The sequence below is a fragment of the Neisseria sp. 20925_1_37 genome (assembly GCF_041433255.1).
Lineage (GTDB): Bacteria > Pseudomonadota > Gammaproteobacteria > Burkholderiales > Neisseriaceae > Neisseria > Neisseria flavescens_D.
In genome coordinates this window covers 13,483-38,810 of record NZ_JAPWBC010000004.1, presented here as the reverse complement: position 1 = coordinate 38,810, position 25,328 = coordinate 13,483, and the positions used below count along the sequence as shown (strand labels likewise).

The following is a 25,328-nucleotide window of genomic DNA, read 5'->3' as shown; positions in this document are numbered from 1 at the left end:
AATCAGAAAATCTGTTAATTCACACTTTCAGACGGCCTTTCACAAATTTAAGGCCGTCTGAAACATTATTTATGGCAAGAGATAACCGCATTCAAATGTTTCCGCACGAATGGCGTGCCAGTACCACACTCTCAGGCGTTTACGCACTGCGTATGCTGGGGATGTTTTTGGTGCTGCCTGTTTTGGCGATGTATGCCGCTTCGTTGCCCGGTGCGGAAGATAATAAAGCATTGGTTGGTATGGCAATGGGCATTTACGGGCTGACACAGGCCTTGTTGCAGCTGCCATTGGGCATCGCTTCCGACAAGTTCGGCCGTAAAAAAGTGATTTATATCGGCTTGATTGTGTTTGCCGCCGGTAGTTTCTTGGCCGCAGTTGCCGACAGCCTGCAAATGTTGGTTGTTGCGCGTGCCATTCAAGGCGCGGGTGCCGTCAGCGCGGCGGTAACGGCTTTGCTGGCGGATTTGACCCGTAGCGAGGTGCGGACGCGTGCGATGGCGATGATCGGTCTGAGTATCGGCTTGACCTTCTCCGTCAGCCTGGTGCTCGCGCCGATGATTGCCAGCTTTATCGGCGTATCCGGCCTGTTTGCGCTGACTGGTATCCTGACGGTAATCAGTATCGGCGTGGTTGCGTGGATGACGCCGGAGCCGGAAGAGTCAAAACTGCACGAAGACACGCAGGCGCAGCCTTCGCGTATGGGCGAAGTATTGAAAAACCGCCAGCTGCTCAATCTCGATTTCGGCATTTTTGCCTTGCATGCGGCGCAAATGGCATTATTTACCGCATTGCCGTTTGCCATGACGCAGCTGGGTTTGGAAAAAATCCATCACTGGCAAGTCTATCTGCCGTCAACCATTACCGGCCTGATTATTATGGTGCCGCTGATTATCGTCGGTGAAACGCGCAACAAACTCAAGCAAGTGTTTATCCTCGGTATCATTTGCATTGCCGCGGCACAAATCGGCTTGTTGTTTGGCATGCACTCAATATGGTTGATTACCGCTTATTTGATTGTTTATTTTATTGGTTTCAATGTATTGGAAGCCAGCCTGCCGTCTATGGTATCGAAAATCGCCCCGTCCGATTTGAAAGGTACGGCGATGGGCGTGTATAACACATTACAGTCAGTCGGCTTGTTTGTCGGCGGCGCGACCGGCGGCTTATTGTTTCAAAAATATGGGTTTTCAGGCGTTTTTACCTTTTGTAGCGTATTGATGCTGTTGTGGCTGGTATTGGCACTCATCTTACCGGCACCGAAACCCGTCAAAAACCTCAGCTATCCGCTTAACGCCGAATGGCAACAAAATCCGGATTTGCTCTACCAAAAACTGACCGAAATTGAAGGCGTCGAAAGCATCAGCTTCAGCGCAGACAAACAAACCATTTATATCAAGGCCTTGCAAAAAGGATTCGACCAAGAGGCCGCCGAAAAAATCATCACAGGAGTGTAAAATGTCATTAAATAAAGTCATCCTTATCGGCCGTCTCGGCCGCGACCCAGAAGTCCGCTATATGCCCAACGGCGAGGCCGTCTGTAACTTCAGCGTTGCCACCAGCGAAACTTGGAACGACCGCAACGGCCAACGCGTAGAACGTACCGAATGGCACAACATCACCATGTACCGCAAACTCGCCGAAATCGCCGGTCAATACCTGCGTAAAGGCAGCCAAGTGTATTTGGAAGGCCGTATCCAAAGCCGTAAATACCAAGGTAAAGACGGCATCGAGCGCACCGCTTACGATATCATCGCCAATGAGATGAAAATGCTCGGCAGCCGCAACGACAACAGCGGCGGCGCACCATACGATGACGGCTACAACCAAGGCGGTCATTCAAGCCAAAGCAGTTACCAACAAGCGCCTCAACAGCAATACCAATCTGCCCCGACGCAAGAACCCCCGGCCGCCCCGGCCCGTCGTCCTGCTCCGGCACAACCGACCGCTCCGGTTGAGGATATTGACGACGATATTCCCTTCTAATCATTGAACAATACAAAAGGCCGTCTGAAAAATATACTTTCAGACGGCCTTTTAAATGATTTCAAAGAAAATCCTACATTTGCACCGAGCCGTTGATGGTCAGGCTGATCTCTTCCGAACCGGGGGAAGCAGGTATGCCATCTTCTATTCCTGCAGCCACTTCTGCAGCAGGGATTGCACGCAGCATTTTGGCGTGTGCGAAATCGCCGCCGACTTGGCGGTTGCCGATGTGGCCCAGGTTGAGTTTGACGATTTTGTAGCTGGAGAAGCCAAGCGTTTGGGCGAGATTTTGGGCGCGGTCTTTGAAGCGCAGGATGACGGCTTTGCTCAGTTGATCGACGGTTTCTTCGCGTTTTTCTTTGGATACGGAAAATGAGGAGCTTTCTAAAACAGCGATATTGATGCTGTCGGCAATCAGGCGGTTGAGTGCTTCAAAGTCTTTACTTTCTACTTTGAAGTAGGCGTGTTCTTCCCAGCCGGTTTGGGTGCGTTTGCCGTTGGTATATTGATAGCGAGGGGACGCGTTGCGCTCCATCAGCTCGGCTTTAAATTTGCTGTTTTGGGAGATTTTGTTGAACTGGTTGAATTTTTTTATGAAGGCTTGGTTGACGGCTTGACGGTCTTTGCCTTCTGTGTTGACGCTGAAATGCGCGGTCATGGTATCCCGTGGCACTTCCATATTCGCGGATTCGGAAAATTCAACGATGTTGTAGTTGAGGCTTTCTGCTGCTACGGGCAGGGAGGCAGCTAGCAGTAGGGCGGTAATGGCTGGGCGGAGCATTTTGGTTTTCCTTGTAATGCGGATTTTAAAAAAATAATTTAGCATGAAATATGGAAACGTTGGCTTTGGCAAGCGTAAGGATTTGTATGGGTTGAGACCGTCTGAAAAGAAGTTATTTTGTATCCATCAAGCCGACTTCATGGGGATTGAGGCGGGCTTTTTCTTCTTGGCCTAAGCCGACTAATTTCCGCAAGCGGGTCATGTAGGCATTGACGTCAAGGCCCCGTCTGTAGCGTTGTGCTTCCCAGATGGTTTCTGCCAAGGCTTCCATCATATCGTGTTCGGCTTTGACCCAGTCGCCGTTATAACGGGCGCAAAGTTGATGGTGGATGGCACGGATGCCCGGTGGCTGGTCGATGGCGCTTTGCTCTTGTAGGGAAAGGTGTAGCGACATATGCAGGAATGGGTTGCTTTCGCCGTCTTCGGGCAACCATTCTTTATCTAAATATTGTTCGATGTCTTCGAGATAGTGTCCGTATTCGGGATGGGCTTCGATAATGCGCAAAGCTTTTTGTTGCAGGCCGTCTAATTGGAGCGGTGCGAGCCTGTGTTGCCAGACGTGGGCAAAAAATCGGCGGACATCGTGGGTGTTTACGTCATACATGATGGGTGTGATTTGATTTTGGGATATGTGATTATATAGCGATTGCGATAAAAAAGGCCGTCTGAAAAGTGTGTTTTCAGACGGCCTTTGTTTGATAGGGTTTAGCGGCGGTCGATGATTCGGTAATACACTTCGCCGTCTTGGACATAACCCAATTCGACGCGGGCAATTTCGGCGATGGCCTCTTGTCCGTGTGCCAAGTCTTCAACTTCCGCATTGAGGAAATTGTTGCGCAAAGTGAGCGTTTGGTTTTTTTCCTCCTGACGGACGAGCTGCTCCTGCAATTCTTCCGTATGCCCGACGCTGCCTTTGCCAAACCAAAGGCTGTACTGACAGCACAAAAGTGCGAAGGTTAAAACAAAAGTCACCCACTTCATACAATCAATATCCTATATTTTGCTTATTTGCCCAGTTGGTAGAATGCGGCTTTGCCGGGGTAGTAAGCGGCTTCGGCCAATTCTTCTTCGATGCGCAGCAATTGGTTGTATTTCGCCATGCGGTCAGAACGGGACAGGGAGCCGGTTTTGATTTGCATACAGTTGGTGGCAACTGCCAAGTCAGCAATGGTGCTGTCTTCGGTTTCACCGGAACGGTGGCTCATTACGCTGGCGTAGCGGTTGCGTTTGGCCAAGTCGACGGCTTGCAGGGTTTCGCTCAAGGTACCGATTTGGTTGACTTTGACCAGCAATGCGTTTGCCACGCCTTTTTCGATGCCTTCGGCCAAGATTTTTGGATTGGTTACGAACAAGTCGTCGCCGACCAATTGAACTTTTTTGCCCAATTTTTCGGTCAGCAGTTTCCAGCCTTCCCAGTCGTTTTCGTCCATGCCGTCTTCGATGGAAATGATTGGGAATTCGTTAACCAGGCCTTCCAAGTATTCGGCAAATTCTGCGCTGGTGTAAGAGCGGCCTTCGGCTTCCAAGTGGTATTTGCCGTCTTTGTAGAACTCGCTGGATGCGCAGTCCAGGGCGAACAATACGTCTTCGCCAGCTTTGTAGCCTGCGGCTTCGGTTGCTTCAACGATCAGCTGCAGGGCTTCTTTGTGGCTGTTCAGGTTAGGTGCGAAACCGCCTTCGTCTCCGACGGTAGTTGGGAAGCCTTTGCTATCGCACAGTTTTTTCAGCGCGTGGAAAATTTCTGCACCGCAACGCAGGGCTTCGCGGAAAGATTTTGCGCCGACAGGCATGATCATGAATTCTTGGATGTTCAGGCTGTTGTTGGCGTGTTCGCCGCCGTTGATTACGTTCATCATCGGAACCGGCAGAGCCATTGGGCCTGCGCCGCCCAAGTAACGGTACAGTGGCAGGCCTGCATCTTCAGCGGCTGCGCGTGCTACGGCCATAGAAACGGCCAAAGTAGCATTGGCACCCAAGTTGCCTTTGTTTTCAGTACCGTCCAATTCGATCATGATTTGGTCGATATAAGATTGTTCGTTGGCATCGATACCGATGAGGGCTTGCGCGATTTGGTTGTTGACGTGGTCAACGGCCTTCAATACGCCTTTGCCCAAGTAACGGGATTTGTCGCCGTCACGCAGTTCCAAAGCTTCTTTTTGTCCGGTTGATGCGCCGCTAGGTACGGCTGCGCGTCCCATAACGCCGGATTCCAACAATACGTCACACTCTACGGTAGGGTTGCCGCGGGAGTCCAAAATTTCGCGTGCAAAAATATCAACGATTGCGCTCATGAATATCTCCAAATAGGATGGTAAAAGAAAAGTAGCTTTGTTACGTTTCAGACGGCCTTAAGGATGATTGCCGAAGTCTGATGAATGCAGACATTATACCGTCTTTGCCAAGTATGGCATCGTAGTCGGTATGAAACCGACTGTAAGTTTGTTTCACGTCAATATCGCTCAAACAAACATAAGCCGTATAGTGTAACATTTTTTACCCTTTTTAGGGTGAAAAGCTGATTAAATAAGGCATAAGGCCGTCTGAAAAACAGATTAGCCTTCGCCCAAAATCATCGAGCCTACGCCGTCATCGGTCAGTACTTCCAAGAGCAGGGCGTTGGGAACACGGCCGTCTATGATATGCGTGGCTTTGACGCCGCTTTTGGCGGCTTCGACGGCAGAGGCAATTTTAGGCAGCATACCGCCGTACAGCGTACCGTCTTCAATCAGTTCGTCAATGCGGCTTGGCGTCAGGGTGGTCAATAATTTGCCTTCTTTATCCAGTACGCCGGGGATATTGGTCATCATCAGCAGTTTTTCGGCCTGAAGTTTTTCCGCCAGTTTACCGGCAACCAAGTCAGCATTGATGTTGAACGCTTCGCCGTTTTGGCCTACGCCGATGGGTGCAATGACAGGAATGCAGCCGCGTTCGACCAAGCCTTCCACCAAACGGGTATCGATGTCGGCCACTGTGCCGACTTGGCCAATGTCCACACCTTTTTGTTCGGGCGTGTCGATCAGGAGTTTCTCCGCTTTGATGAAGTGGTTGTCCCGGCCGGTAATGCCGACGGCGCGACCGCCGAAGGTGGTAATCATGGAAACGATTTCTTTATTGACGTGTCCGCCCAAAACCATTTCTACGATGTCCATGGTTTCGCTGTCGGTCACGCGCATGCCTTGAACAAATTCTCCTTTTTTGCCGACTTTTTCCAACATTTCATTGATTTGCGGACCGCCGCCGTGAACGATGACGGGATGCAGACCGATCAGTTTGAGCAGGACGACATCGCGTGCGAAACCCTCTTTTAAGGCAGGTTCGGTCATGGCGTTGCCGCCGTATTTGATGACGATGATGGAGCCGGAAAAACGGCGGATATAAGGTAAAGATTCGGCAAGGACGCGCGCCTTGATGGCAGGGGAGACAGATTGTTGCTGGGTCATGGTTTCAACCTTGTTTCATGATTTCGGCCTTTATCTTAATCCCAAAGGCCGTCTGAAACAATATTTCCAAGCGCTTGAAATCCTGTTAAATCAGTTAAATGGTTGAAACCAGCCTCATGCAAACGGTAAAATGACGGTTTGCTTCGGCCTCTTCGCCGATTACTAAGGATACCCATGATGAAAATCAGCACCCAATTCGATGCCGGTTCGGTCGTTGTCAAAGACTTGAGCAACCCTGCCGATATCCGCCTCGCCCTGCGTCCCGACAATGCTTCGGAGTTTGCCCAATGGTTTTACTTCCGTTTGCAGGGTGCGGCCTATCAAAACTGCGTGATGCATTTTGAAAATGCGGCGGACGCTGCGTATCCTTTGGGCTGGGAGGACTATCAGGCTTGCGCCTCTTACGACCGCCAAAATTGGTTTCGCGTGCCGACCAGCTATGAAAATGGTGTGTTGACCATCAACCATACGCCTTTGTCCAACAGCGTTTACTACGCCTATTTCGAGCCTTATTCCAACGAGCAGCATTTGAACCTTTTGGGCGATGCTCAGGGCAGCGGTTTGTGCCGTATCGACGATTTGGGCAGTACCGTTCAAGGCCGCGACATCAATCTTCTGACCATCGGCAACCAAGTCGAAAGCGACATGAAAGTCTGGATTATCGCCCGTCAGCATCCGGGTGAAACCATGGCGGAATGGTTTGTCGAAGGTTTGCTGGGCCGTCTGCTTGATCCGCAAGATCCGACCGCGCGCATGCTGCTTGACCGCGCGACTTTCTACATTGTGCCGAATATGAATCCGGACGGTTCGGTTTTGGGTAATCTACGCACCAATGCCGCCGGCGCCAATCTCAACCGCGAATGGGAAACCCCGACTTTGGAGCGAAGCCCCGAAGTCTTTACCGTCCGCGAAAAAATGATGGAAACTGGCGTGGATTTGTTCTTGGATATTCACGGCGATGAAGGTCTGCCGTTTGTCTTTGTGGCCGGTACCGAAGGCGTGCCTAACTACAACGAGCGCATCGAAGCCTTGGAAGACCAATTCAAACTCGCGCTGCTCAATGCCAGCCCAGATTTCCAAGACGATTACGGCTATGATAAAGATGCGCCGGGTCAGGCAAATATGACTTTGGCGACCAACTGGGTCGGCAATCATTTCAACTGCCTTGCCTATACTTTGGAAATGCCGTTTAAAGACAATGCCAATCTGCCGGACGATGATTTCGGCTGGAACGGCCAACGTTCGCTGCGCTTGGGCGAGGCAATGTTGTCTGCTATTTTGAATGTGGTTGACGATTTGCGTTAAACCATCCGACACCGCATACAGGCCGTCTGAAAGTTCAGGCTTTCAGATGGCCTTTGAGATAAGGAACACACATTATGATGATACATCCCCAGTTTGATCCGGTGCTGATCAGCATCGGCCCGCTTGCCATCCGCTGGTATGCCTTGAGCTATATCGTCGGCTTTATCCTGTTTACGATTTTGGGCCGCCGTCGTATCGCGCAGGGCAATTCTGTGTTTACTAAAGAAACACTCGACGATTTCCTGACTTGGGGTATCTTGGGCGTCATCTTGGGCGGCCGTATCGGCTACGTTTTGTTTTATAAATTTTCCGACTATCTTGCCAACCCGTTGGATATTTTCAAAGTATGGGAAGGCGGTATGTCGTTTCACGGCGGCTTCTTGGGCGTGGTCGTTGCCATGTGGCTGTTTGGCCGCAAGCACAACATCAGTATTTTAAAATTGATGGATACCGTTGCACCGCTCGTACCGCTGGGCTTGGCTTCCGGCCGTATCGGCAACTTTATCAACGGCGAACTTTGGGGACGCGTGACCGAACTCAATGCTTTCTGGGCGATGGGTTTCCCGCAAGCGCGTTACGAAGATACGGAAGCTGCGGCGCACAATCCTTTGTGGGCCGAATGGCTGCAACAATACGGCATGCTGCCGCGCCATCCGTCTCAGCTTTACCAGTTTGCACTTGAAGGCATTTGCCTGTTTGTCATTGTTTGGATTTTCTCGAAAAAACCACGTCCGGCCGGACAAACGGCAGCATTGTTCTTGGGCGGTTACGGATTGTTCCGCTTCATCGCCGAATTTGCCCGTCAGCCTGACGACTATCTCGGCCTATTGACTTTGGGCTTATCCATGGGTCAATGGTTGAGCGTGCCGATGATTGTATTGGGCGTGATTGGTTTCGTTTGGTTTGGCCGTAAAAACCGTGTTGCCAAAGCGTAAATAAAACAAGAATAAAGGCCGTCTGAAAAGGTTTTCAGACGGCCTTTTAATGTCTTCAAGAGGATGGATTTCGGGTTTAACCAAAAAAGCCCATTTTGACTTGAATGAGTTTTTCCAACTCCGGCAGGACGCGGCGGCGTGAGACGAAGAAGATAATGTGGTCGCCGTCTTGGAGGATGGTTTCGGTGTGGTGTCCCATGATGACCTCGCTGGTTGCGCCGCGGACGATGGCGGCGATGTAGCAGTCGCTCGGCCATTTGATGCCGCTGATGCGGCGGCCGACGATGGCGGAAGTGTTTTTGTCGCCGTGTACCACCACTTCGATGGCTTCGGCCGTGCCGCGGCGCAGGGGGTGGACGGCAACGATGTCGCCACGGCGGATGTGGGCGAGGATGGAGCCGATGGTAATCAGGTGGGGGGAAACGACGATATCGATTTTGTTACCCTCGAGTAAATCAACGTAGCTTGAGCGGTTGACAATGGTGATCACGCGTTTGGCACCAAGATTTTTCGCCAACAGACTGGACATGATGTTGTTTTCGTCGTCGTTGGTCAGCGCGCAGAAGACGTCGATTTCGTCGATATATTCTTCGTCCAGCAGAGTTTCGTCGGTGGCGGAACCTTGCAGGACGAGGGTGTTGTCCAGATTTTCGGCCAGCCATTCGGCGCGGTGGGGTTTGTATTCGATGATTTTGATGTCGTATTTGGATTCGAGCTGCTTGGCGAGGCGGTAGCCAATGTTGCCGCCGCCGGCGATCATGATGCGGCGGGTACGCGCTTCTTTCGGACGCAATTCGCGCATGATGGCTTCCACGCTGTTGATGTCGGCGGTAAACAGGACTTCATCGCCTTCGATGATGACGGTTTGCGGGGTGGGGACGATCAGGCGGTTGTTGCGGTAGATGGCGCAGATTTGGCAGTCCACGCCTTCGAGCAGGTGTTGGTTGATGTCGGCAATTTCACGGCCGATCAGCAAACCGCCTTTGCGGGCTTGAACAATCACCATGCGCACTTTATCGTTGGCGAAACTGAGTACCTGCAATGAGCTGGTGTAGTTGAGCAGGCCGACGAGTTGTTCGGTAACCAGTTGTTCGGGGCTGATGGTTTCGGTAATGCCGAAGATGTTGAGGCTGCCTTCTTCGGGGTTGTCGCTGCCGTCAACCGGATATTCGAGGTATTCACTTGAGCGCACGCGTGCGATGCGGCTGGGGATGTTGAATAGGTCGGCGGCGATTTTGGAGGCGACAATGTTGGTTTCATCGCTGCGTGTCAGGGCAAGCAGGAGGTCGGAATCTGCCGCGCCTGCCTGTTCGAGGGTAAAGGGCGATGCGCCGTTGCCGACGATGGTTTGGACATCGAGGCGGCTGCTGATGCGGTTGAGCGCTTTTTCGTCGATGTCGATGATGGTAACGTCGTTGCTGGGAACGGAGGCGAGGTTTTGGGCGACGGTCGAGCCGACTTGGCCGCTGCCGAGAATGAGTATTTTCACGGTAATCGAGTGTGTTCGGTAAAAATGAAATTGTAACAAAAGGCCGTCTGAAATTGGAGTTTCAGACGGCCTGATTTTTCAATCGGCTAAAGAATTACCAATAGCCCAAGGCTTTCCACCATAAGATGCCGACAGTGCTGAAAATCAGGATTTCGACCACGCTCATAATGAAGCCGGCTTTCCACCATTCGGTCATGGTTACATAGTTGGAGCCGTAAATGACAGGTGCAGAACCGGTGGCGTAGTGGGTCAGCGACATCATGATGCCGGTAGCGGCTGCCATAATCAGGGCAAACAGCATCGGTGGTGCGCCCAAGGCCAAGCCTGCGCCGTAGAATGCGCCGAACATGGCGGTAACGTGTGCCGTACCGCTGGCGAAAACGTAGTGGGCGTAGAGGTAGGCCAGCATCAACATGGCACAACCGGCTTCCCAACCCAAACCCATGTGGGCGATACCGCTTTGCATGGAGTCGGACAACCAACTGATGAGGCCCAGTTTGTTGAGGAAGTTTGCCATCATAACCAAGGCCGCAAACCAAACGATGGTATCCCACGCGCTTTTTTCTTTCAGCGCATCTTCCCAAGTCAGTACGCCGGTTAAAAGACACAGGCTCAAGCCGAGGAAGGTGGTGGCAGTAGCATCAACTTTCACACCAAACAGCATCTCGGGAATACCAGCCCACAACAGCAGCAGAACCAAGAAAATACCCAGCATGATTTTTTCTTCACGCTTCATCGGCCCCATGGCAGCCAAATGCTCTTTTGCCAATGCAGTGGCGTTAGGGGTTTGTTTGATTTCAGGCGGATACAGGAAGTACAGCACCAGCGGCATCAGTAGCATAGCAAGCAGGCCGGGTACGATCATTGCCAAGAACCAAGTACCCCAAGAGAGTTGGATTTGCGAATTGGTGGCTTTGGCAACCAATTCGACTACCAGCGGATTGGGTGCGGTGGCAGTGATAAAAATCAGACAGGTAATTACGTTGGAGTGGAAGTTGACCAGTGAAAGGTATTTACCGATTTTACCTTCCGTACCTTTTTCAGGGTCAGAGTCGAAGCTCAGGGCAATGGATTTCATAATCGGATGTACGATGGCACCGCCGCGCGCGGTGTTGCTCGGCGTTACCGGACCGATGACCAAGTCTGCCAGCGCCAAGCTGTAACCAACGCCCAGCGTGCGTTTGCCGAAGAGGGAGATCAGCAGGTAGCCGATACGCATACCCAAGCCGGTTTTCAACAGGCCGCGCGAGATGATGATGGCGATACCGATCATCCAGATGAGTGAGTTGTTTAGGCTGCTCAAAGCGTCTTTGGTTGCGTCTGCAGCTTTTTCGTTGGTCACGCCGGTCAGTGCAACCAAGGTGATGCCCAAAATCGCCATTGCGCCGATAGGCATGGCTTTGCCGATGATACCGGCAATGATGCCGACAAACAATGCCAAAAGATGCCATGCGTCAGGCGAGACGCCTTGAGGAACGGGGATAACGAACCAGATAAGCAGCGTCAGCACAAGTGCGACCGCAGCAGGAATTGGCTTGAAGCCCATGTTGAATCTCCTAATTTGAGGATTGAAGTATTGGGAAATCGGTTTTCAGACGGCCTGAGTGTTGCTGAAGTCTGTCTGAACGTATTTTGGTAGGTTCGGAAGGTATTTTCTTATTGGGGTTTCTCTTCCATCTTGGAAAGAAGAGAAAGGGGGGCGGGTATCGTTTTTCAGACGGCCTTTACAGTAACAGGCCGTCTGAAAACAACGCCGTTTTACTCCTGTTCTTGCGGCAGGCCGTATTCTTCGGGGAAGGTACGCAGCGAGCTTTGCAACACGGTAACTGCGCCGTCAATCAAACCGCAACGGCCGCTTCGTGGCAACAGTTGGCACAGGCTTTGCAGGGCGCGCAGGTCGTCGGGAGTGCCGATACCGGTGTCCACGCGGTTGAGCAGGCGGGAAAGCTGGAATGTGCCGCCTTTACACGGCGGGCATTGACCGCATGAGTTGGAAGCGAAAAATTCCACATATTCGGCCACTTTACGCACCACGCTGGTGCCTTCGGAAATCACAATCATCGCGCCGGTACCGAGGCTGGATTTGCGTTCGCGTACGGAAACGAAGTCCAAAGGCACATCCAAATCTTTTACGGTCAAAAGCGTGTTTGACGGGCCGCCGGTAAATACGGCTTTAAACGTGCGGCCTTCAAGCATACCGCCGCCGTGATCGTAAATCAGCGATTGCAAGGTCGTGCCCATCGGCAGTTCGTACAGGCCCGGATTCAATACGTCGCCGGAAAGCGAGTAGAGTTTCGTGCCTGCGGCATCGCCCAAACCCAGCGATTTGTACCATTCCGCGCCTTTGGCAAGGATTTGCGGGATGTTAGCGAAGGTTTCGGTGTTGTTGATTAAGGTCGGTTCACCGTTGACACCGCTTTCGGCAGGGAACGGCGGCTTGCGGCGCGGGAAGGGGAAACCGCCTTCCAGCCATGAAATCACGGCAGTTTCTTCGCCGCCGATATAACGGCCTGAGGTTTCAACCAGTTGCAAGTCCAAAGGTTTACCCAAGTAGTTTTCGATACGGATAAACAAATCGCTGTTTTTCCATTGCTCGATGGCCGGTGTGATGGAAGCGATGGATTCAGTTTGATGAGGGTTGACGTACAAAATCGCTTTGTTGGCACGGCAGGCAACGGCGGCAATCAGGACGCCTTCGATGACTTGGTGCGGCGTATTTGCCAATAGTACGCGGTCTTTAAATGTACCCGGTTCGTCTTCGTTGGCATTGCAGACAACGTATTTGTCGCCATTTTTGCTTTGGGCGGCAACGGCCGCTTCCCATTTGCGCCAAGTCGGGAAACCTGCACCGCCCATACCGCAAAGATTGGCATCTTGCAGTTTGGAAACAATGCTTTGAGGATCGGCAAGCGCAGCCAGCAGGCCTTCGCCGCCGCCGACTTTGCGCCACGCGGCTAAATCTGCGCCGACTTGGCGGGAAGGATGCAGTAAGTTTTGATTGGCTTGATTCATGATTGTTGCTCCTGCAAACCGGCGTGTTCGCGCAAATCGAATTTGCCGTAGTCGGGATATAAAACGGGGGCTTTGATGTCGCTGGTCAGGCCGGCACGGGTCATTTCGCGTTGCAGGTCGTGGACGTGTCCGACACCGCCGCGTACTTTTTTCAGCGGCAGGCCGCAAGTTGCTGCGGCTTTACCCGCGCGGCGGCCGAAGCTGATGATGTCCAAAAGCGCATTGCCCATCAGACGGTTGCGGCCGTGAATGCCGCCGGTTACTTCGCCGGCGCAATAGAGGCCTTCGACGCAGGTTGCGCCGTCGCCGTTGATTTCGATACCGCCGTTTTGATAGTGCAGGGTTGGATGAATCATGACCGGCTCAACAGCAGGGTCGATGCCGCATTTGTGGGCAACGTGGCCGAGTGTTACCAAACGGTTTAATACGTCAGGGTCGTTAGCAATCAGGCGCGGGGTGTCAAGGAACACGCCGACTTGACCGTCACGTACCACACCGCGGCCTTCGCGGCATTCGCGCAGAATCGCAGCGGCAACAACATCGCGCGGTTGCAATTCGTCAACGAAACGTTCGCCCAAACCGTTGACCAGCTTGGTGCCTGCGGAACGCACGGCTTCGGAAATCAGCGCGCCTGCCAAGTGCGGAGGGTGGGCGACGCCGGTTGGGTGGTATTGGAAAGAATCGACATCGCGCAGTTTGGCGCCGATACGGTAGGCCATGACCAGGCCGTCTGCAGTCGCTCCATAGTGGTTGGAAGTGGCGAAACCTTGCAAATGCAGGCGTCCGCTGCCGCCGGTTGCCAATACCACGGCTTTGGCGTGAACCAACACCAAAGAACGTTTTTCCAAATCGTACAAAATCGCGCCGACGCAGCGGCAGTGTTCGTCCGATAATAATTCGATGGCGGGGTGGCGGTTGAGCTGTGTGATGTTTTCGTCGAGCTCGACTGCCTCGCGCAGTACGCGCATCATTTCGAGGCCGGTAAAGTCGCGGTAGCTCAGAATGCGCGGCACGGTCGTACCGCCTGCACGTTTGCGGCTCAACGTGCCGTTGCTGTCCGCACCTTTGGCAAGATCGAAAGTCATGCCCAAGCCGATCAGCCAGCGGATGGCGGACGGCGCGTCGGTAACCATTTGGGCAACCAATTCTTTTTTGCCTGCGTTGTGGCCGCCTTTGATGGTGTCGTCAAAGTGCTGCTGCAAGCTGTCTTCTGCGCCGACAGCAGCCTGAATGCCGCCTTCTGCCATTACGGTATTGCTGTCGCCGATACGCAGCTTGTTCGCCATAATCACGCGCGCGCCTGCTTCGGTCGCGGATAACGCCGCTGCCGCACCCGCACCGCCGCCGCCGATAACCAGCACGTCAGTGTTCAAATGTTCCGCGCCCGACAAATCATAGTCGTCAATCAGTGGATGACTGATCAGCAGTTTCGCCAAATCAGGATGGCAGTAATCGCCTTGGTTTGGACCGATAGGCAGTTTCACACGGGCATTTGCCTGATAGTCAGGGTGAAATTGGCTCAGTAATTCGTTCTTTTCAGGTAAATCGCCGCGCAACTCCAATGAGGACGCACGCAGGTTGGCAAGGGCGGTTTCGTAGTCTATGCCTTGGATTTCGTTTGCCATCACATTGCCTCCTCTTCAAATTCGACTTTCATTTTGCCGCTGTCGATTTCGCGCAGGCGGCGCATCAAATCCACCGGGCGCAGCGTACGCGCCGCTTTCATACGGCGAGCGAACAAGCCCAAGTGGTTTGGACGGATGTGTTCGGGGCAGGAGAGGGTGCAGAGGTTGCACATTACGCATTGGTCGAAGGTCAGCGCAGCCGCGCCGAAATCGCCGGAAACTACCTGCGCTACGCCGTTTTCCACTTGCAAACCTTTAGGACAGGCGCGATTACAGCCGCCGCAATGACGGCAGTTTTGCGCTTCTGGGAAGGCTTTGGCGGTATCGTCCAACCAGTTCCAGCCGTCACCAATCTCGCCGACGTCGTAATATTGGATGTGCTCCGGAATAAAGTAGTCCAAGAAGCTGACTTGCATGCCTTCTTCGACTTTGGTCTCGCATGCCAGTGCAGTGGTTACTTCGCGCTCGCCTTCTTTACGAATCATGCAGCGGCAGGAACCGCATACGCCTTGACCCATACAGCCGACATTGGCAGTAATCGCATTGCCTGAACGGGCATAGGCTTGGATGATTGACGAGTCGGCGGAAGCTTTGACTTCATGGCCGTCTATGGTCAGGGTTAACAAATTTTCACTCATGGTTTGTTCCTGTGAAATTGGAATAGTGGGTAATTTGATTAATTGTATTTTTATTACATCTGTGGTGCGTGAGGAAATATCCAAGTGATTTACTCAGAAATTCTTTTAAAATCAATATTTATCTGTATGATTCGAAGTGTATCAGAATTTAGTGGTTTTGATGATAGGGGTAACCTAAGGTTTTATAGAAGGAGGATTGCAAACAAAATATGCCTATTATTTAGACAAATTTATTACAAAAATTTGATTTTAAAAGTAAAATAAAATTACTTTTTATTATAAATTTTAAAATATTCGTCTATTTACTAGTAAAAATCATTATTATATGTTAGACAATTTTGCATAGATTGTTGTATATATTGAATAATATTTGGGTATGTGGGTAAGTGAAAAGACTGTTATAAAATTTCATGAAATCAAACAAGTTTGATATCAGTCAAGAAGATTGAGGGAGAAAATGACACAGATTTTACAATTATGTATTGTATTGGAAAATAAGAAAGGCCGTCTGAAATTTAGGTTATTCCCTTTTAATACAGGCTACTAAATTTCTTTCTCAGATGCTTAAGGCAAATATTTTCAGACGGCCTTGCAATTAGAATATCATTTAAAAATAATGTAATTTTATTTCTATGTAAGTGAATGGTCAGTAGATATAGATTATCAATAACCAAGTGATTTAATGCGATATTAAATTTTATTTAAATCAATAAGGTATGAAAATGATATTGTCTGGATTATTCATTTGAAAGCACTATTACACTATTGAAGGCCGTCTGAGAAAATTGGTCTCTTAAGAAATAAACAAATCCTCCCTACCATGACTCCGAAAAGGAACACAATCATGACCGTCATCAAGCAAGAAGACTTTATCCAAAGTATTTTCGATGCTTTCCAATTCATCAGCTACTACCATCCTAAAGACTACATCCAGGCTTTGTATAAGGCTTATCAAAAAGAAGAAAACCCTGCGGCCAAAGATGCGATGGCGCAGATTTTGGTCAATAGCCGTATGTGTGCCGAAGGCCATCGTCCGATTTGTCAGGATACCGGTATTGCGACCGTATTCTTGAAAGTGGGTATGGATGTACAGTGGGATGCCGAGATGAGCGTACAGGAAATGGTTAACGAAGGCGTACGCCGTGCATACACCTATCCTGACAACAAACTGCGCGCCTCCGTATTGGCCGACCCGGCTGGCAAACGTCAAAATACCAAAGACAACACCCCTGCCGTTGTACACATGGAAATCGTAAAAGGCGACAAAGTCGAAGTCACTTGCGCAGCCAAAGGCGGCGGTTCTGAAAACAAAACCAAAGTTGCCATGCTCAACCCTTCAGACAATATCGTTGATTGGGTATTGAAAACCGTTCCTCAAATGGGTGCAGGCTGGTGTCCTCCGGGCATCTTGGGTATCGGCATCGGCGGTACGCCTGAAAAAGCAGTGTTGATGGCCAAAGAAAGCCTGATGAGCCATATCGATATTCAGGAGCTCAAAGAAAAAGCCGATTCAGGTGCAGAATTGTCTACTACTGAAGCCCTGCGCTTGGAACTCTACAAAAAAGTAAATGCCTTGGGTATTGGCGCACAAGGTTTGGGCGGTTTGAGCACCGTGCTGGATGTCAAAATCCTTGACTACCCAACCCACGCGGCTTCCAAACCGATTGCCATGATTCCAAACTGCGCGGCAACCCGCCACATCGAATTTGAATTGGATGGCTCAGGCCCTGCCAAACTGGAAGCCCCGTCTTTGGAAGACTGGCCGGATCTGACTTACAGCCCTGACAACGGCAAACGTGTCGATGTCAACAATCTGACCAAAGAAGAAGTGGCTACATGGAAAACCGGTGACGTGTTGTTGTTGAACGGTAAAATCCTGACCGGCCGCGATGCCGCGCACAAACGTTTGGTTGATATGCTTAACAAAGGCGAAGAATTGCCGGTAGATTTTACCAACAAACTGATTTACTACGTTGGCCCGGTTGATCCAGTCCGTGATGAAGTTGTTGGCCCAGCCGGTCCGACTACTTCCACCCGTATGGATAAATTTACCCGCCAAATGCTGGAACAAACCGGCCTCTTGGGTATGATCGGTAAATCCGAACGCGGCGCAGCAACTTGCCAAGCCATTGCCGATAATAAAGCCGTTTACCTGATGGCTGTCGGCGGCGCAGCATATCTGGTGGCCAAAGCCATTAAAGCATCTAAAGTCTTGGCGTTCCCAGAGTTGGGTATGGAAGCGATTTACGAATTTGAAGTCAAAGACATGCCTGTGACCGTTGCGGTAGATAGTAACGGCGAATCGGTTCACGCCATTGCGCCAAAACAATGGCAGGCTAAAATCGGTATTATTCCGGTTGAAGCTTGATATTTGACTGAATAATCAAAGGCCGTCTGAACGATTTCAGACGGCCTTTTTTTGCTTACAAATAATTCAAATGTTTTCAAACGAGTAAATTTCCCTTTCTAAAAAGCACTTGTCAAAATCAGCGTTTGAAACTAGAATTCACAGCTTATCGAGTCGGAGTGTGGCGCAGTCTGGTAGCGCACTTGCATGGGGTGCAAGGGGTCGAAGGTTCGAATCCTTTCACTCCGACCAAAAAATTGGAAAGAGCCGTTTTAAAAACGGCTCTTTTTTCGTTTGGATGATTTATCTGAATAACGTGTCCGAATGGATTTTAAAACTTAATACCAATGCCGTCTGAAACAAAACCTGCTTTTTCAAAAGCAGGTTTTGTTGTTTATAAAGCAGCCTATTCGGCACTATCTTTCAGCGTGTCTTTATAAGTATAAAGATAAGATGCGCCGACAAAGGATGCGCCACCGACGACATTGCCCAGGAATACGGGAATCATATTGAAGAAAAATTGTCCCCATGTGATGTTTGCGCCTGCCAGAATACCTGCGGGGATAACGAACATATTGGCGACAAGGTGTTGGAAGCCGTTTAATACGAAAATCATGACGGGGAACCAAATGGCCAGCATTCGTCCGGTTGTGTTTTTAGCGGCAAAGTGCAACCACGTGCCCATGCAGACCATCCAGTTACATGCTACTGCCGATACAAAAGCGCGGCCGAAATCCATATGGACTTTTGCTTCCGCCACGGCAATGGTTTTTTCTGCCACGCTGCCTTCAATCATACCGACATAGTATCCAAGGAAAAAAGCCATTGCCAGTGTGCCCACCAAATTGCCCATGCAGACGATAACCCAGTTACGCAGCAGCATTTTGGAGGAAATCCGTCCGGCCAATCTGCCTAAAGACATGATCATCATATTGCTGGTTACATTTTGCTTCTGTATGAAAAAAGGCCGTCTGAACGTTGAGGTTTCAGACGGCCTTGTTTTGATTTTTTTAAACTTACAAATGTGCTAGTTTTGCATTGCCTTCGCGAGGAATAGGGCGCGGATTGCCTTGTGCATCGATGGCGACGTAAGTGAACACTGCTTCGGTGACCAGTTGGCGGTCTTCCGTTACCATATCGTTCATCAAAGTCTTAACCCATACTTCGATTTTAAGTTGCAAAGAAGTATTGCCTACGCGGACGCAATGACCGTAGCAGCACACGACGTTGCCGACCTTTACCGGTCTGATGAAATTCATTTCTTGAACGGCCACGGTTACAATTCGTCCCTGTGCGATTTCTGCCGCCAAAATACCGCCGCCTAGATCCATTTGTGACATAATCCAGCCGCCGAAGATATCCTGATTAGGATTGGTATCGCGCGGCATGGCTACCGTACGCAATAAAAGTTGCCCTTCGGGTGCAGCATGTGTTTGTTTGTTGTCAGACATAAATAATCCTGTCAAAAAAGTGCTATTTTACGCCATTTGTGGCGATAAACCTATGTAGGCCGTCTGAAAAATCAGAAGGCAAAGTGTTACAATCAACATATTCATCAGACAAAGGAGAAAGCTCATGCATCCGATTCAAGAACCACGAAATAGCGGCCTTTTGCGCGTATCCGACATTCACGAAATCTACTGGGAAGAATCAGGCAATCCTGATGGCCACCCCGTGATTTTCCTGCATGGCGGCCCCGGAGCAGGGGCATCACCTGCCTGTCGCGGCTTTTTCAATCCAGAGCATTTCCGAATCGTTATTATCGACCAACGCGGTTGCGGACGCTCCAAACCGTATGCCTGTATTGAAGACAATACCACATGGGATTTGGTTGCCGATATTGAAAAAGTACGCGAAATGCTCGGCATTCAAAAATGGTTGGTTTTCGGCGGCTCATGGGGCAGCACCTTGTCACTGACTTATGCCGAAACCCATCCCGAGCGCGTCAGCGGCTTAGTTTTGCGCGGTATTTTCCTGTGTAGGCCGTCTGAAATGGCATGGCTGAACGAAGCAGGCGGCGTCAGCCAAATTTATCCGGCTCAATGGCAAAAATTCATTGCCCCCGTAGCCGAAAACAAACGCCAAGCCCTAATTAAAGCCTACCATGAAATGCTGTTCAGCGAAGATGAAGCCACGCGCCTCAAAGCGGCTAAATCATGGGCAGACTGGGAAAGCTACCTTATTCAGTTTGAACCTAAAGACGTAGATGAAGACCCGCAAGCCTCCCTTGCCATCGCAAGAATGGAAAACCATTACTTCGTGAACGAAGGCTGGCTGCAGGGCGATAAGGCTATCTTGGCAAACATCGACAAAATCCGCCATATCCCAACCATCATCGTCCAAGGCCGCTACGACCTATGCACCCCGATGCAAAGCGCGTGGGAGCTCTCGCAAGCCGTCCCTGAAGCAGAATTGAGAATTGTCCAAGCAGGCCATTCTTCTTTTGATCCTTCGCTTTCCGAGGCTTTAGTAAAAGCAGTAGAGGATATTAGAAGCAAGTTATAAAGGTTAATCAATAACAATGCCGTCTGAAAAAGTTTCAGACGGCATTTTTTCTATTTGCATATTAAATTTGATAGCATATTATCATTGCATCTGTATCAATTTGAATTTTTTTAGAATTTCAAAATGAAACCCTTAATTTACTACACTCATTTCGCGCAAGACAAACTTGGTAATCTCTTACCTTACGAACATTAGCAAACCTTACAAAGCCATTCGGTAAATGTTGGGGAAATGGCGGCGGAGTTTGCTCGGGTATTTGGTGCGCAGGAAATTGCTTGTCAGACGGGACAGCTTCATGACTTAGGGAAATATTCCGAAACCTTTGACCACCGTTTGCATGGCAGCCCTTCAGTCGATCATGTTACTGTTGTAGTCAAAATTGCAAAAACGCTTGCTTCAGGGTGGGTTCCAAAGTATAAACTGTGGTTATCTTACTTAGGCTAGATAACTTTATTAATGAATTAAAAGGCAAAAATAATGGAAAATAAACAAACCAATTCAACCATCAAATCTCGTGCGGCGGTAGCATTTGCCCCAAATCAACCCTTACAAATTGTGGAAATCGACGTAGAAATGCCGCGTAAAGGCGAAGTGTTAATCCGCAATACCCATACTGGCGTGTGCCATACTGATGCATTTACGTTATCAGGAAGCGATCCTGAAGGCGTATTCCCCGTGGTGCTTGGACACGAAGGTGCGGGGGTGGTTGTTGCTGTGGGCGAAGGTGTGTCAAGCGTAAAACCAGGTGATCACGTCATTCCTCTTTATACCGCTGAATGTGGCGAATGTGAGTTTTGTCGTTCAGGTAAAACCAACTTATGCGTCTCAGTGCGTGATACGCAAGGTAAAGGCTTAATGCCGGACGGCACGACGCGTTTTTCTTATCAAGGTCAGCCGATCTATCACTATATGGGCTGTTCGACCTTCAGTGAATACTCAGTTGTTGCCGAAGTTTCACTGGCGAAAATCAATCCGGAAGCAAACCACGAACAAGTATGTTTGCTCGGCTGCGGCGTTACCACAGGTATTGGTGCGGTACATAATACGGCAAAAGTGCAAGAAGGCGACTCTGTTGCCGTGTTTGGCTTGGGGGCGATTGGTTTGGCGGTGGTGCAAGGTGCGCGTCAAGCCAAAGCTGGCCGCATTATCGCTATTGATACCAATCCTTCAAAATTTGAGCTGGCAAAACAGTTTGGTGCAACTGATTGTTTGAACCCGAACGATTACGATAAACCGATCAAAGATGTGTTGTTAGACATTAATAAATGGGGCATTGACCATACCTTTGAATGTATCGGCAACGTAAATGTAATGCGTCAAGCATTAGAAAGTGCACACCGTGGTTGGGGACAATCCATTATCATCGGCGTAGCAGGTGCAGGACAAGAAATTTCAACTCGTCCGTTCCAGTTGGTCACAGGTCGTGTTTGGAAAGGCACGGCGTTTGGTGGCGTTAAAGGCCGCTCTGAACTGCCGAAAATGGTGGAAGATTCAATGAAAGGCGATATCGAGTTAGAACCGTTTGTGACCCACACAATGACGCTCGATCAAATCAATGAAGCCTTTGAGTTAATGCACGAAGGTAAATCGATCCGCGCTGTTATTCATTACTAAGGTACGCGATGAAACTGATTGAACAACATCAAATTTTTGGTGGTTCGCAACAAGTTTGGGCACACCATGCCCAAACGCTTCAATGCGAAATGAAATTTGCCGTCTATTTGCCGGATAATCCGAAGAATCGACCGCTTGGTGTGATTTATTGGCTTTCCGGCTTAACGTGTACGGAACAAAATTTCATTACCAAATCAGGCTTTCAGCGTTATGCGGCAGAACATCAAGTAATTGTGGTTGCACCTGATACTAGTCCTCGCGGAGAGCAAGTGCCGAACGATGCTGCTTACGATTTAGGGCAAGGTGCAGGCTTTTACCTTAATGCGACCGAGCAGCCTTGGGCGACAAATTATCAAATGTATGATTATATTTTGAACGAGTTGCCTGGTCTGATTGAGGAAAATTTCCCTACCAACGGCAAACGTTCGATTATGGGACATTCAATGGGCGGACATGGCGCATTGGTATTGGCATTGCGAAACCAAGAACGTTATCAAAGTGTTTCTGCCTTTTCGCCCATTTTGTCGCCAAGCCTCGTGCCTTGGGGAGAAAAAGCCTTTTCTGCCTATTTAGGGAAAGATCGTGAAAAATGGCAGCAATATGATGCCAGCTCACTCATTCAACAAGGCTATAAAGTGCAAGGTATGCGCATTGATCAGGGCTTGGAAGATGAGTTTTTGCCAACACAATTACGTACCGAAGATTTTATTGAAACCTGTCGTGCGGCAAATCAACCAGTCGATGTGCGCTTCCACAAAGGCTATGATCATAGCTATTACTTCATCGCCAGTTTTGTTGGCGAGCATATTGCCTATCATGCGGCATTTTTGAAGTAAACCAAAGAAGTGATTCGTGAATCGACCAAACGTTAGTATGAACGTTAATTTTTTATGTTAACGAAAATAAAAAGGCATCAGATTGATGCCTTTTGTTTTTTATAAATGATAAAAAATAATGCTCTCAAAATGAACTAGTCTGCCCACTCTATTTAAATATCCCCCCATTCCAGTCCAAACCGTTGCAAATACTTTCTCAGTCGATCGCTGTCATTGACTTTTGCCCTTTCTGTTCGGGAGACGTTGAACAATGCACGGCCGGCGGCGGCCATGTTGGGATGTTTGCGGCATTCGTCGATAACGTGTTGCAGTTGTAGTTTGTCGAATAAATCCAATGTGTCCCAATCGATTTTATCGGGGTAGTCTTGTGCTTTTTCAGACGGCCTGTTATGTAGGAGGCCGTCTGAAAAGGGTTCTTCCGACCATAACCATTTGAGGCGTTCGATTTCGGCTTGGACTTGTTCTACTTGTATCCTGCCTTGCGGCGCGAGTGTGGCCAGGCGCATGATGCTGGCGGCGAGGTCGCGGAAGTTGCCGCGCCATGGTGCTTGGTTGGAGTGGGCGAAGTCGAGGTAGGTGGCCAGGGCTTCTTTGTTGAAGCGGGTGGTTCGGCCGAGTTCTTGCGAGGCTAAGGCGAGCTGGTGTTCGACGTTGGGCTCGATGTCTTCGCGACGGTTGGCGAGTGCAGGTAGTGGGTAATTCCAGATATTAATGCGGGCGAACAGGTCTTCGCGGAAGCGTCCGGCGCGGATTTCGTGGCGTAGGTCGCGGTTGGTGCCGGCGATAAGTTGGAAGTCGCTTTTGACTTCGCTGTCGCTGCCGACGGGATAAAAGTGTTTTTCTTCAATGGCTTTGAGCAACATAGCTTGCTCGTCCAAGCCCAATTCGCCAATTTCATCTAAAAACAATACACCGCCGTCGGCGGTTTTCAAATAGCCTTCACGCTTTTCTGCAGCACCGGTAAAGGCGCCTTTTTTGTGGCCGAACAGGGCAGATGCTGCGCCGTCGCCGCGAAGGGTGGCGCAGTTTACATCGACAAATGTGCCTTTAATCAGATGGCGCGCTTTTTTCAATTCAAAAATCCTGCGTGCCAGCATGGATTTACCCGCGCCTGTCGGGCCGGAAAGCAGAATGGGGGAAGGAGAGTTGAGTGCGACTTGTTCAATTTCGGCAATCATGCGGTTGAAGGCGGCGTTTTGGGTAGAAATGCCGCTTTTCAGGTAGCGCACTGCGTCATCGCGCACGGCGGCGAGGCGTTCGGCCAGCACGTCGTAACGCGCCAAGTCCAAATCGATGATTTCATAACTACCGACATTGCCGTCCTCCATACTGCGTCTTTGATTTTTGGGCGGAGCGGTTTGCAACAGTACGCCGGGGATTTGACGTGATTCCACCAATAAAAACAGGCAGATTTGGGCAACGTGTGTACCTGTCGTGATGTGGGTGAGATAGGTTTCTTCTTCTGTATCAAATGGATAGTTTGCTGCCCAATCGTGCAGTTTGGTATAAACCTCGGAGAAATCCCACGGGTTTGCCAGCTCCATAGGCACGAGATTGACGACTGTGTGCGGCGATACTTGCTGAATATCGGCTTTTACATGATCCGCCAGTTCGCGGTATTTCTCCGCATAAAACAGCTCCATACGGTCGAGATGAAAATCTTGACGCTGATTCATGGCGACGTTTGGCCGCCATTTCAACCAACGGCCCTGACCGAAACCTTTGTCCAGCACTGTACCAAGAAAGCTGACGGCGACTTGTTTTTTGGGGATGGTATTCATGTTTCAGAGGGCCTTTAAATTATTTTTCCAGGACAAATTTTCCGTTTACTTAGCCGCAAGTGTTTGTCCAAATCATCGAATCGCATCATATATCCTTGTATATTTTATTTTCTATATAACTATCTATAAATATATTTTTTAGTATTCTACGCTATTTGGCGATAAAAGCCACTTTAAAATATATTTTCTTTATATTCAATTAATTAAAAATTATTTTTATAAAAATTTTATTCTTGGCACGCTGTTGGCTATGTTGTGAATGTAACGATACAGCAGATGCTTCGGGAAATACAGTTACCGGAGAAAAATTTTCCGTAAATTTAGTTGCGGTGTGGTTACAGGGCGAATGCCAACAAGACTACATTTGGATTAACAGGTTCGAATCCTGTCTCGTCTGATAGACGTTGAACGTCTTGTTTATTTAGTCGCCCACCCTTTTTCAATATGGCAGGCAAATGCCTAGGGAAACTACAACATGGATATCCTTATGTCGCAGGTTCGAGTCCTGTCTCTGTTGTTCAAAATAGCAGAGTAGCTCAGTTGGTAGAGCCAAGGCATGTTTCCCTTAAAAACTTGTTGCGTGCCATATTACTTTTACGGCAGCAGGCGGATGTCTGGAGAGAATACATGAACCTTTCACGTTAAAACCATTTCTCTTCATGTTTATCCGCTACGCTGCCACCCATGCAAGGCCGTCTGAAATATTCAGGCGGGCTGATATAAAAACTGTTTTTGGTGCAAACGGCAAATGCCGGAGGAATTACAGCCTGTAAAGCTCGAGGTCGCGGGTTCGAGTCCCGTCTCTGCCGCCAACTATGGCAGAGTAGCTCAGAGGATAGAGCGCGTAAAAATTTCTCCACTCTTTGTTGCCCAATGTTCCACCCCTTATGGGCGAATGCCATTAGGATTACATTCCTTGCTTGCTACAAACCTGAATGATCCTAGTAAATCTAGTCGCCCTACGGCAGTAGGCGGATGCCCGGAAGAGAATACATTAGCTTTCAGTTAAAAACACTTCTCTTCATCTTTAGCCGCCA

Annotated in this window: 20 protein-coding genes, 1 tRNA gene and 2 pseudogenes; 10 read left to right on the top strand and 13 right to left on the bottom strand. The window is 49.7% G+C overall.

Translation table 11 applies throughout. The annotated features are described in order from the left end of the window. Positions 1 to 71: 71 nt before the first annotated feature. Together O3661_RS04200 and O3661_RS04195 are read left to right on the top strand one after the other, a co-directional pair. Complete coding sequence (locus tag O3661_RS04200) at positions 72 to 1,454, top strand: MFS transporter (RefSeq protein ID WP_371492399.1); 1,383 nt, start codon at positions 72 to 74, stop codon at positions 1,452 to 1,454. Position 1,455: 1 nt separating this feature from the next. Beyond that, on the top strand, positions 1,456 to 1,983 hold the full coding sequence (locus O3661_RS04195) for a single-stranded DNA-binding protein (RefSeq protein WP_070813743.1): 528 nt from the start codon (positions 1,456 to 1,458) through the stop codon (positions 1,981 to 1,983). Positions 1,984 to 2,056: 73 nt separating this feature from the next. Here O3661_RS04195 and O3661_RS04190 read toward each other — a convergent pair whose 3' ends face one another. From O3661_RS04190 to argB, 5 genes are all read right to left on the bottom strand, one after another. After that, positions 2,057 to 2,764: an SIMPL domain-containing protein gene (locus O3661_RS04190; RefSeq protein ID WP_371492398.1), complete on the bottom strand. Its 708-nt coding sequence runs from the start codon at positions 2,762 to 2,764 to the stop codon at positions 2,057 to 2,059. A gap of 112 nt (positions 2,765 to 2,876) precedes the next feature. Then, positions 2,877 to 3,368: a DUF1841 family protein gene (locus O3661_RS04185; RefSeq protein WP_371492396.1), complete on the bottom strand. Its 492-nt coding sequence runs from the start codon at positions 3,366 to 3,368 to the stop codon at positions 2,877 to 2,879. 101 nt (positions 3,369 to 3,469) lie between these two features. Next, complete coding sequence (ftsB, locus tag O3661_RS04180) at positions 3,470 to 3,745, bottom strand: cell division protein FtsB (RefSeq protein WP_003679613.1); 276 nt, start codon at positions 3,743 to 3,745, stop codon at positions 3,470 to 3,472. 23 nt (positions 3,746 to 3,768) lie between these two features. Next, the gene (gene eno, locus O3661_RS04175; protein ID WP_371492395.1) at positions 3,769 to 5,055 is read right to left on the bottom strand and encodes a phosphopyruvate hydratase; all 1,287 of its coding nucleotides are present in this window, start codon (positions 5,053 to 5,055) and stop codon (positions 3,769 to 3,771) included. A 261-nt stretch (positions 5,056 to 5,316) separates the two neighbouring features. Next, positions 5,317 to 6,204 (bottom strand): acetylglutamate kinase, encoded by an 888-nt coding sequence (gene argB, locus O3661_RS04170; protein ID WP_049328699.1) that lies wholly within the window; start codon positions 6,202 to 6,204, stop codon positions 5,317 to 5,319. Positions 6,205 to 6,378: 174 nt separating this feature from the next. On the opposite strand from argB, the gene O3661_RS04165 reads away from it, so the two are divergent. Both O3661_RS04165 and lgt read left to right on the top strand, forming a co-directional pair. Continuing rightward, the gene (locus O3661_RS04165) at positions 6,379 to 7,509 is read left to right on the top strand and encodes a M14-type cytosolic carboxypeptidase (protein ID WP_107857575.1); all 1,131 of its coding nucleotides are present in this window, start codon (positions 6,379 to 6,381) and stop codon (positions 7,507 to 7,509) included. Positions 7,510 to 7,583: 74 nt separating this feature from the next. Continuing rightward, complete coding sequence (lgt, locus tag O3661_RS04160) at positions 7,584 to 8,444, top strand: prolipoprotein diacylglyceryl transferase (RefSeq protein WP_371492394.1); 861 nt, start codon at positions 7,584 to 7,586, stop codon at positions 8,442 to 8,444. Between the two features lie 76 nt (positions 8,445 to 8,520). On the opposite strand, the gene trkA is transcribed toward lgt, so the two are convergent. From trkA to O3661_RS04135, 5 genes are all read right to left on the bottom strand, one after another. Then, a complete protein-coding gene (gene trkA, locus O3661_RS04155) occupies positions 8,521 to 9,933 on the bottom strand; it encodes a Trk system potassium transporter TrkA (protein ID WP_371492393.1) in 1,413 nt (470 codons plus the stop codon). A 94-nt stretch (positions 9,934 to 10,027) separates the two neighbouring features. Next, positions 10,028 to 11,479: a DASS family sodium-coupled anion symporter gene (locus O3661_RS04150; RefSeq protein WP_371492392.1), complete on the bottom strand. Its 1,452-nt coding sequence runs from the start codon at positions 11,477 to 11,479 to the stop codon at positions 10,028 to 10,030. Between the two features lie 212 nt (positions 11,480 to 11,691). Further along, positions 11,692 to 12,945: an NADH-quinone oxidoreductase subunit F gene (locus O3661_RS04145; protein ID WP_070460286.1), complete on the bottom strand. Its 1,254-nt coding sequence runs from the start codon at positions 12,943 to 12,945 to the stop codon at positions 11,692 to 11,694. Further along, on the bottom strand, positions 12,942 to 14,570 hold the full coding sequence (locus O3661_RS04140) for an FAD-binding protein (RefSeq protein WP_371492391.1): 1,629 nt from the start codon (positions 14,568 to 14,570) through the stop codon (positions 12,942 to 12,944). The genes O3661_RS04145 and O3661_RS04140 overlap by 4 nt, the downstream gene beginning before the upstream one ends. After that, on the bottom strand, positions 14,570 to 15,208 hold the full coding sequence (locus O3661_RS04135) for a 2Fe-2S iron-sulfur cluster-binding protein (RefSeq protein ID WP_371492390.1): 639 nt from the start codon (positions 15,206 to 15,208) through the stop codon (positions 14,570 to 14,572). Before O3661_RS04135 ends, O3661_RS04140 begins: the two co-directional genes overlap by 1 nt. Positions 15,209 to 16,052: 844 nt before the next feature. On the opposite strand from O3661_RS04135, the gene O3661_RS04130 reads away from it, so the two are divergent. Together O3661_RS04130 and O3661_RS04125 are read left to right on the top strand one after the other, a co-directional pair. Next, positions 16,053 to 17,576, top strand: a complete 1,524-nt coding sequence (locus O3661_RS04130; protein WP_003746217.1) for a fumarate hydratase — start codon at positions 16,053 to 16,055, stop codon at positions 17,574 to 17,576. A gap of 154 nt (positions 17,577 to 17,730) precedes the next feature. Further along, positions 17,731 to 17,807, top strand: a tRNA-Pro gene (locus tag O3661_RS04125). Between the two features lie 154 nt (positions 17,808 to 17,961). Here O3661_RS04125 and O3661_RS04120 read toward each other — a convergent pair. Both O3661_RS04120 and yciA read right to left on the bottom strand, forming a co-directional pair. After that, positions 17,962 to 18,498 (bottom strand): annotated as a pseudogene (locus O3661_RS04120) (formate/nitrite transporter family protein); the annotation flags it as partial. Between the two features lie 73 nt (positions 18,499 to 18,571). After that, positions 18,572 to 19,006, bottom strand: coding sequence for an acyl-CoA thioester hydrolase YciA (gene yciA / locus O3661_RS04115; protein ID WP_283122045.1), 435 nt, complete (start codon positions 19,004 to 19,006; stop codon positions 18,572 to 18,574). A gap of 124 nt (positions 19,007 to 19,130) precedes the next feature. Here yciA and pip point away from each other — a divergent pair, with 124 nt between their 5' ends. From pip to fghA, 4 genes and pseudogenes are all read left to right on the top strand, one after another. Next, the gene (gene pip / locus O3661_RS04110; RefSeq protein WP_371492389.1) at positions 19,131 to 20,060 is read left to right on the top strand and encodes a prolyl aminopeptidase; all 930 of its coding nucleotides are present in this window, start codon (positions 19,131 to 19,133) and stop codon (positions 20,058 to 20,060) included. A gap of 123 nt (positions 20,061 to 20,183) precedes the next feature. Continuing rightward, positions 20,184 to 20,444 (top strand): annotated as a pseudogene (locus O3661_RS04105) (CRISPR-associated helicase/endonuclease Cas3); the annotation flags it as partial. A 120-nt stretch (positions 20,445 to 20,564) separates the two neighbouring features. After that, a complete protein-coding gene (locus tag O3661_RS04100; protein WP_197459467.1) occupies positions 20,565 to 21,674 on the top strand; it encodes an S-(hydroxymethyl)glutathione dehydrogenase/class III alcohol dehydrogenase in 1,110 nt (369 codons plus the stop codon). Between the two features lie 8 nt (positions 21,675 to 21,682). Continuing rightward, positions 21,683 to 22,510, top strand: coding sequence for an S-formylglutathione hydrolase (fghA, locus tag O3661_RS04095; protein WP_371492388.1), 828 nt, complete (start codon positions 21,683 to 21,685; stop codon positions 22,508 to 22,510). Between the two features lie 152 nt (positions 22,511 to 22,662). Here the strand turns inward: fghA and rtcR are convergent, their stop codons facing one another. Continuing rightward, a complete protein-coding gene (rtcR, locus tag O3661_RS04090; protein ID WP_004520021.1) occupies positions 22,663 to 24,291 on the bottom strand; it encodes an RNA repair transcriptional activator RtcR in 1,629 nt (542 codons plus the stop codon). Positions 24,292 to 25,328: the final 1,037 nt, after the last annotated feature.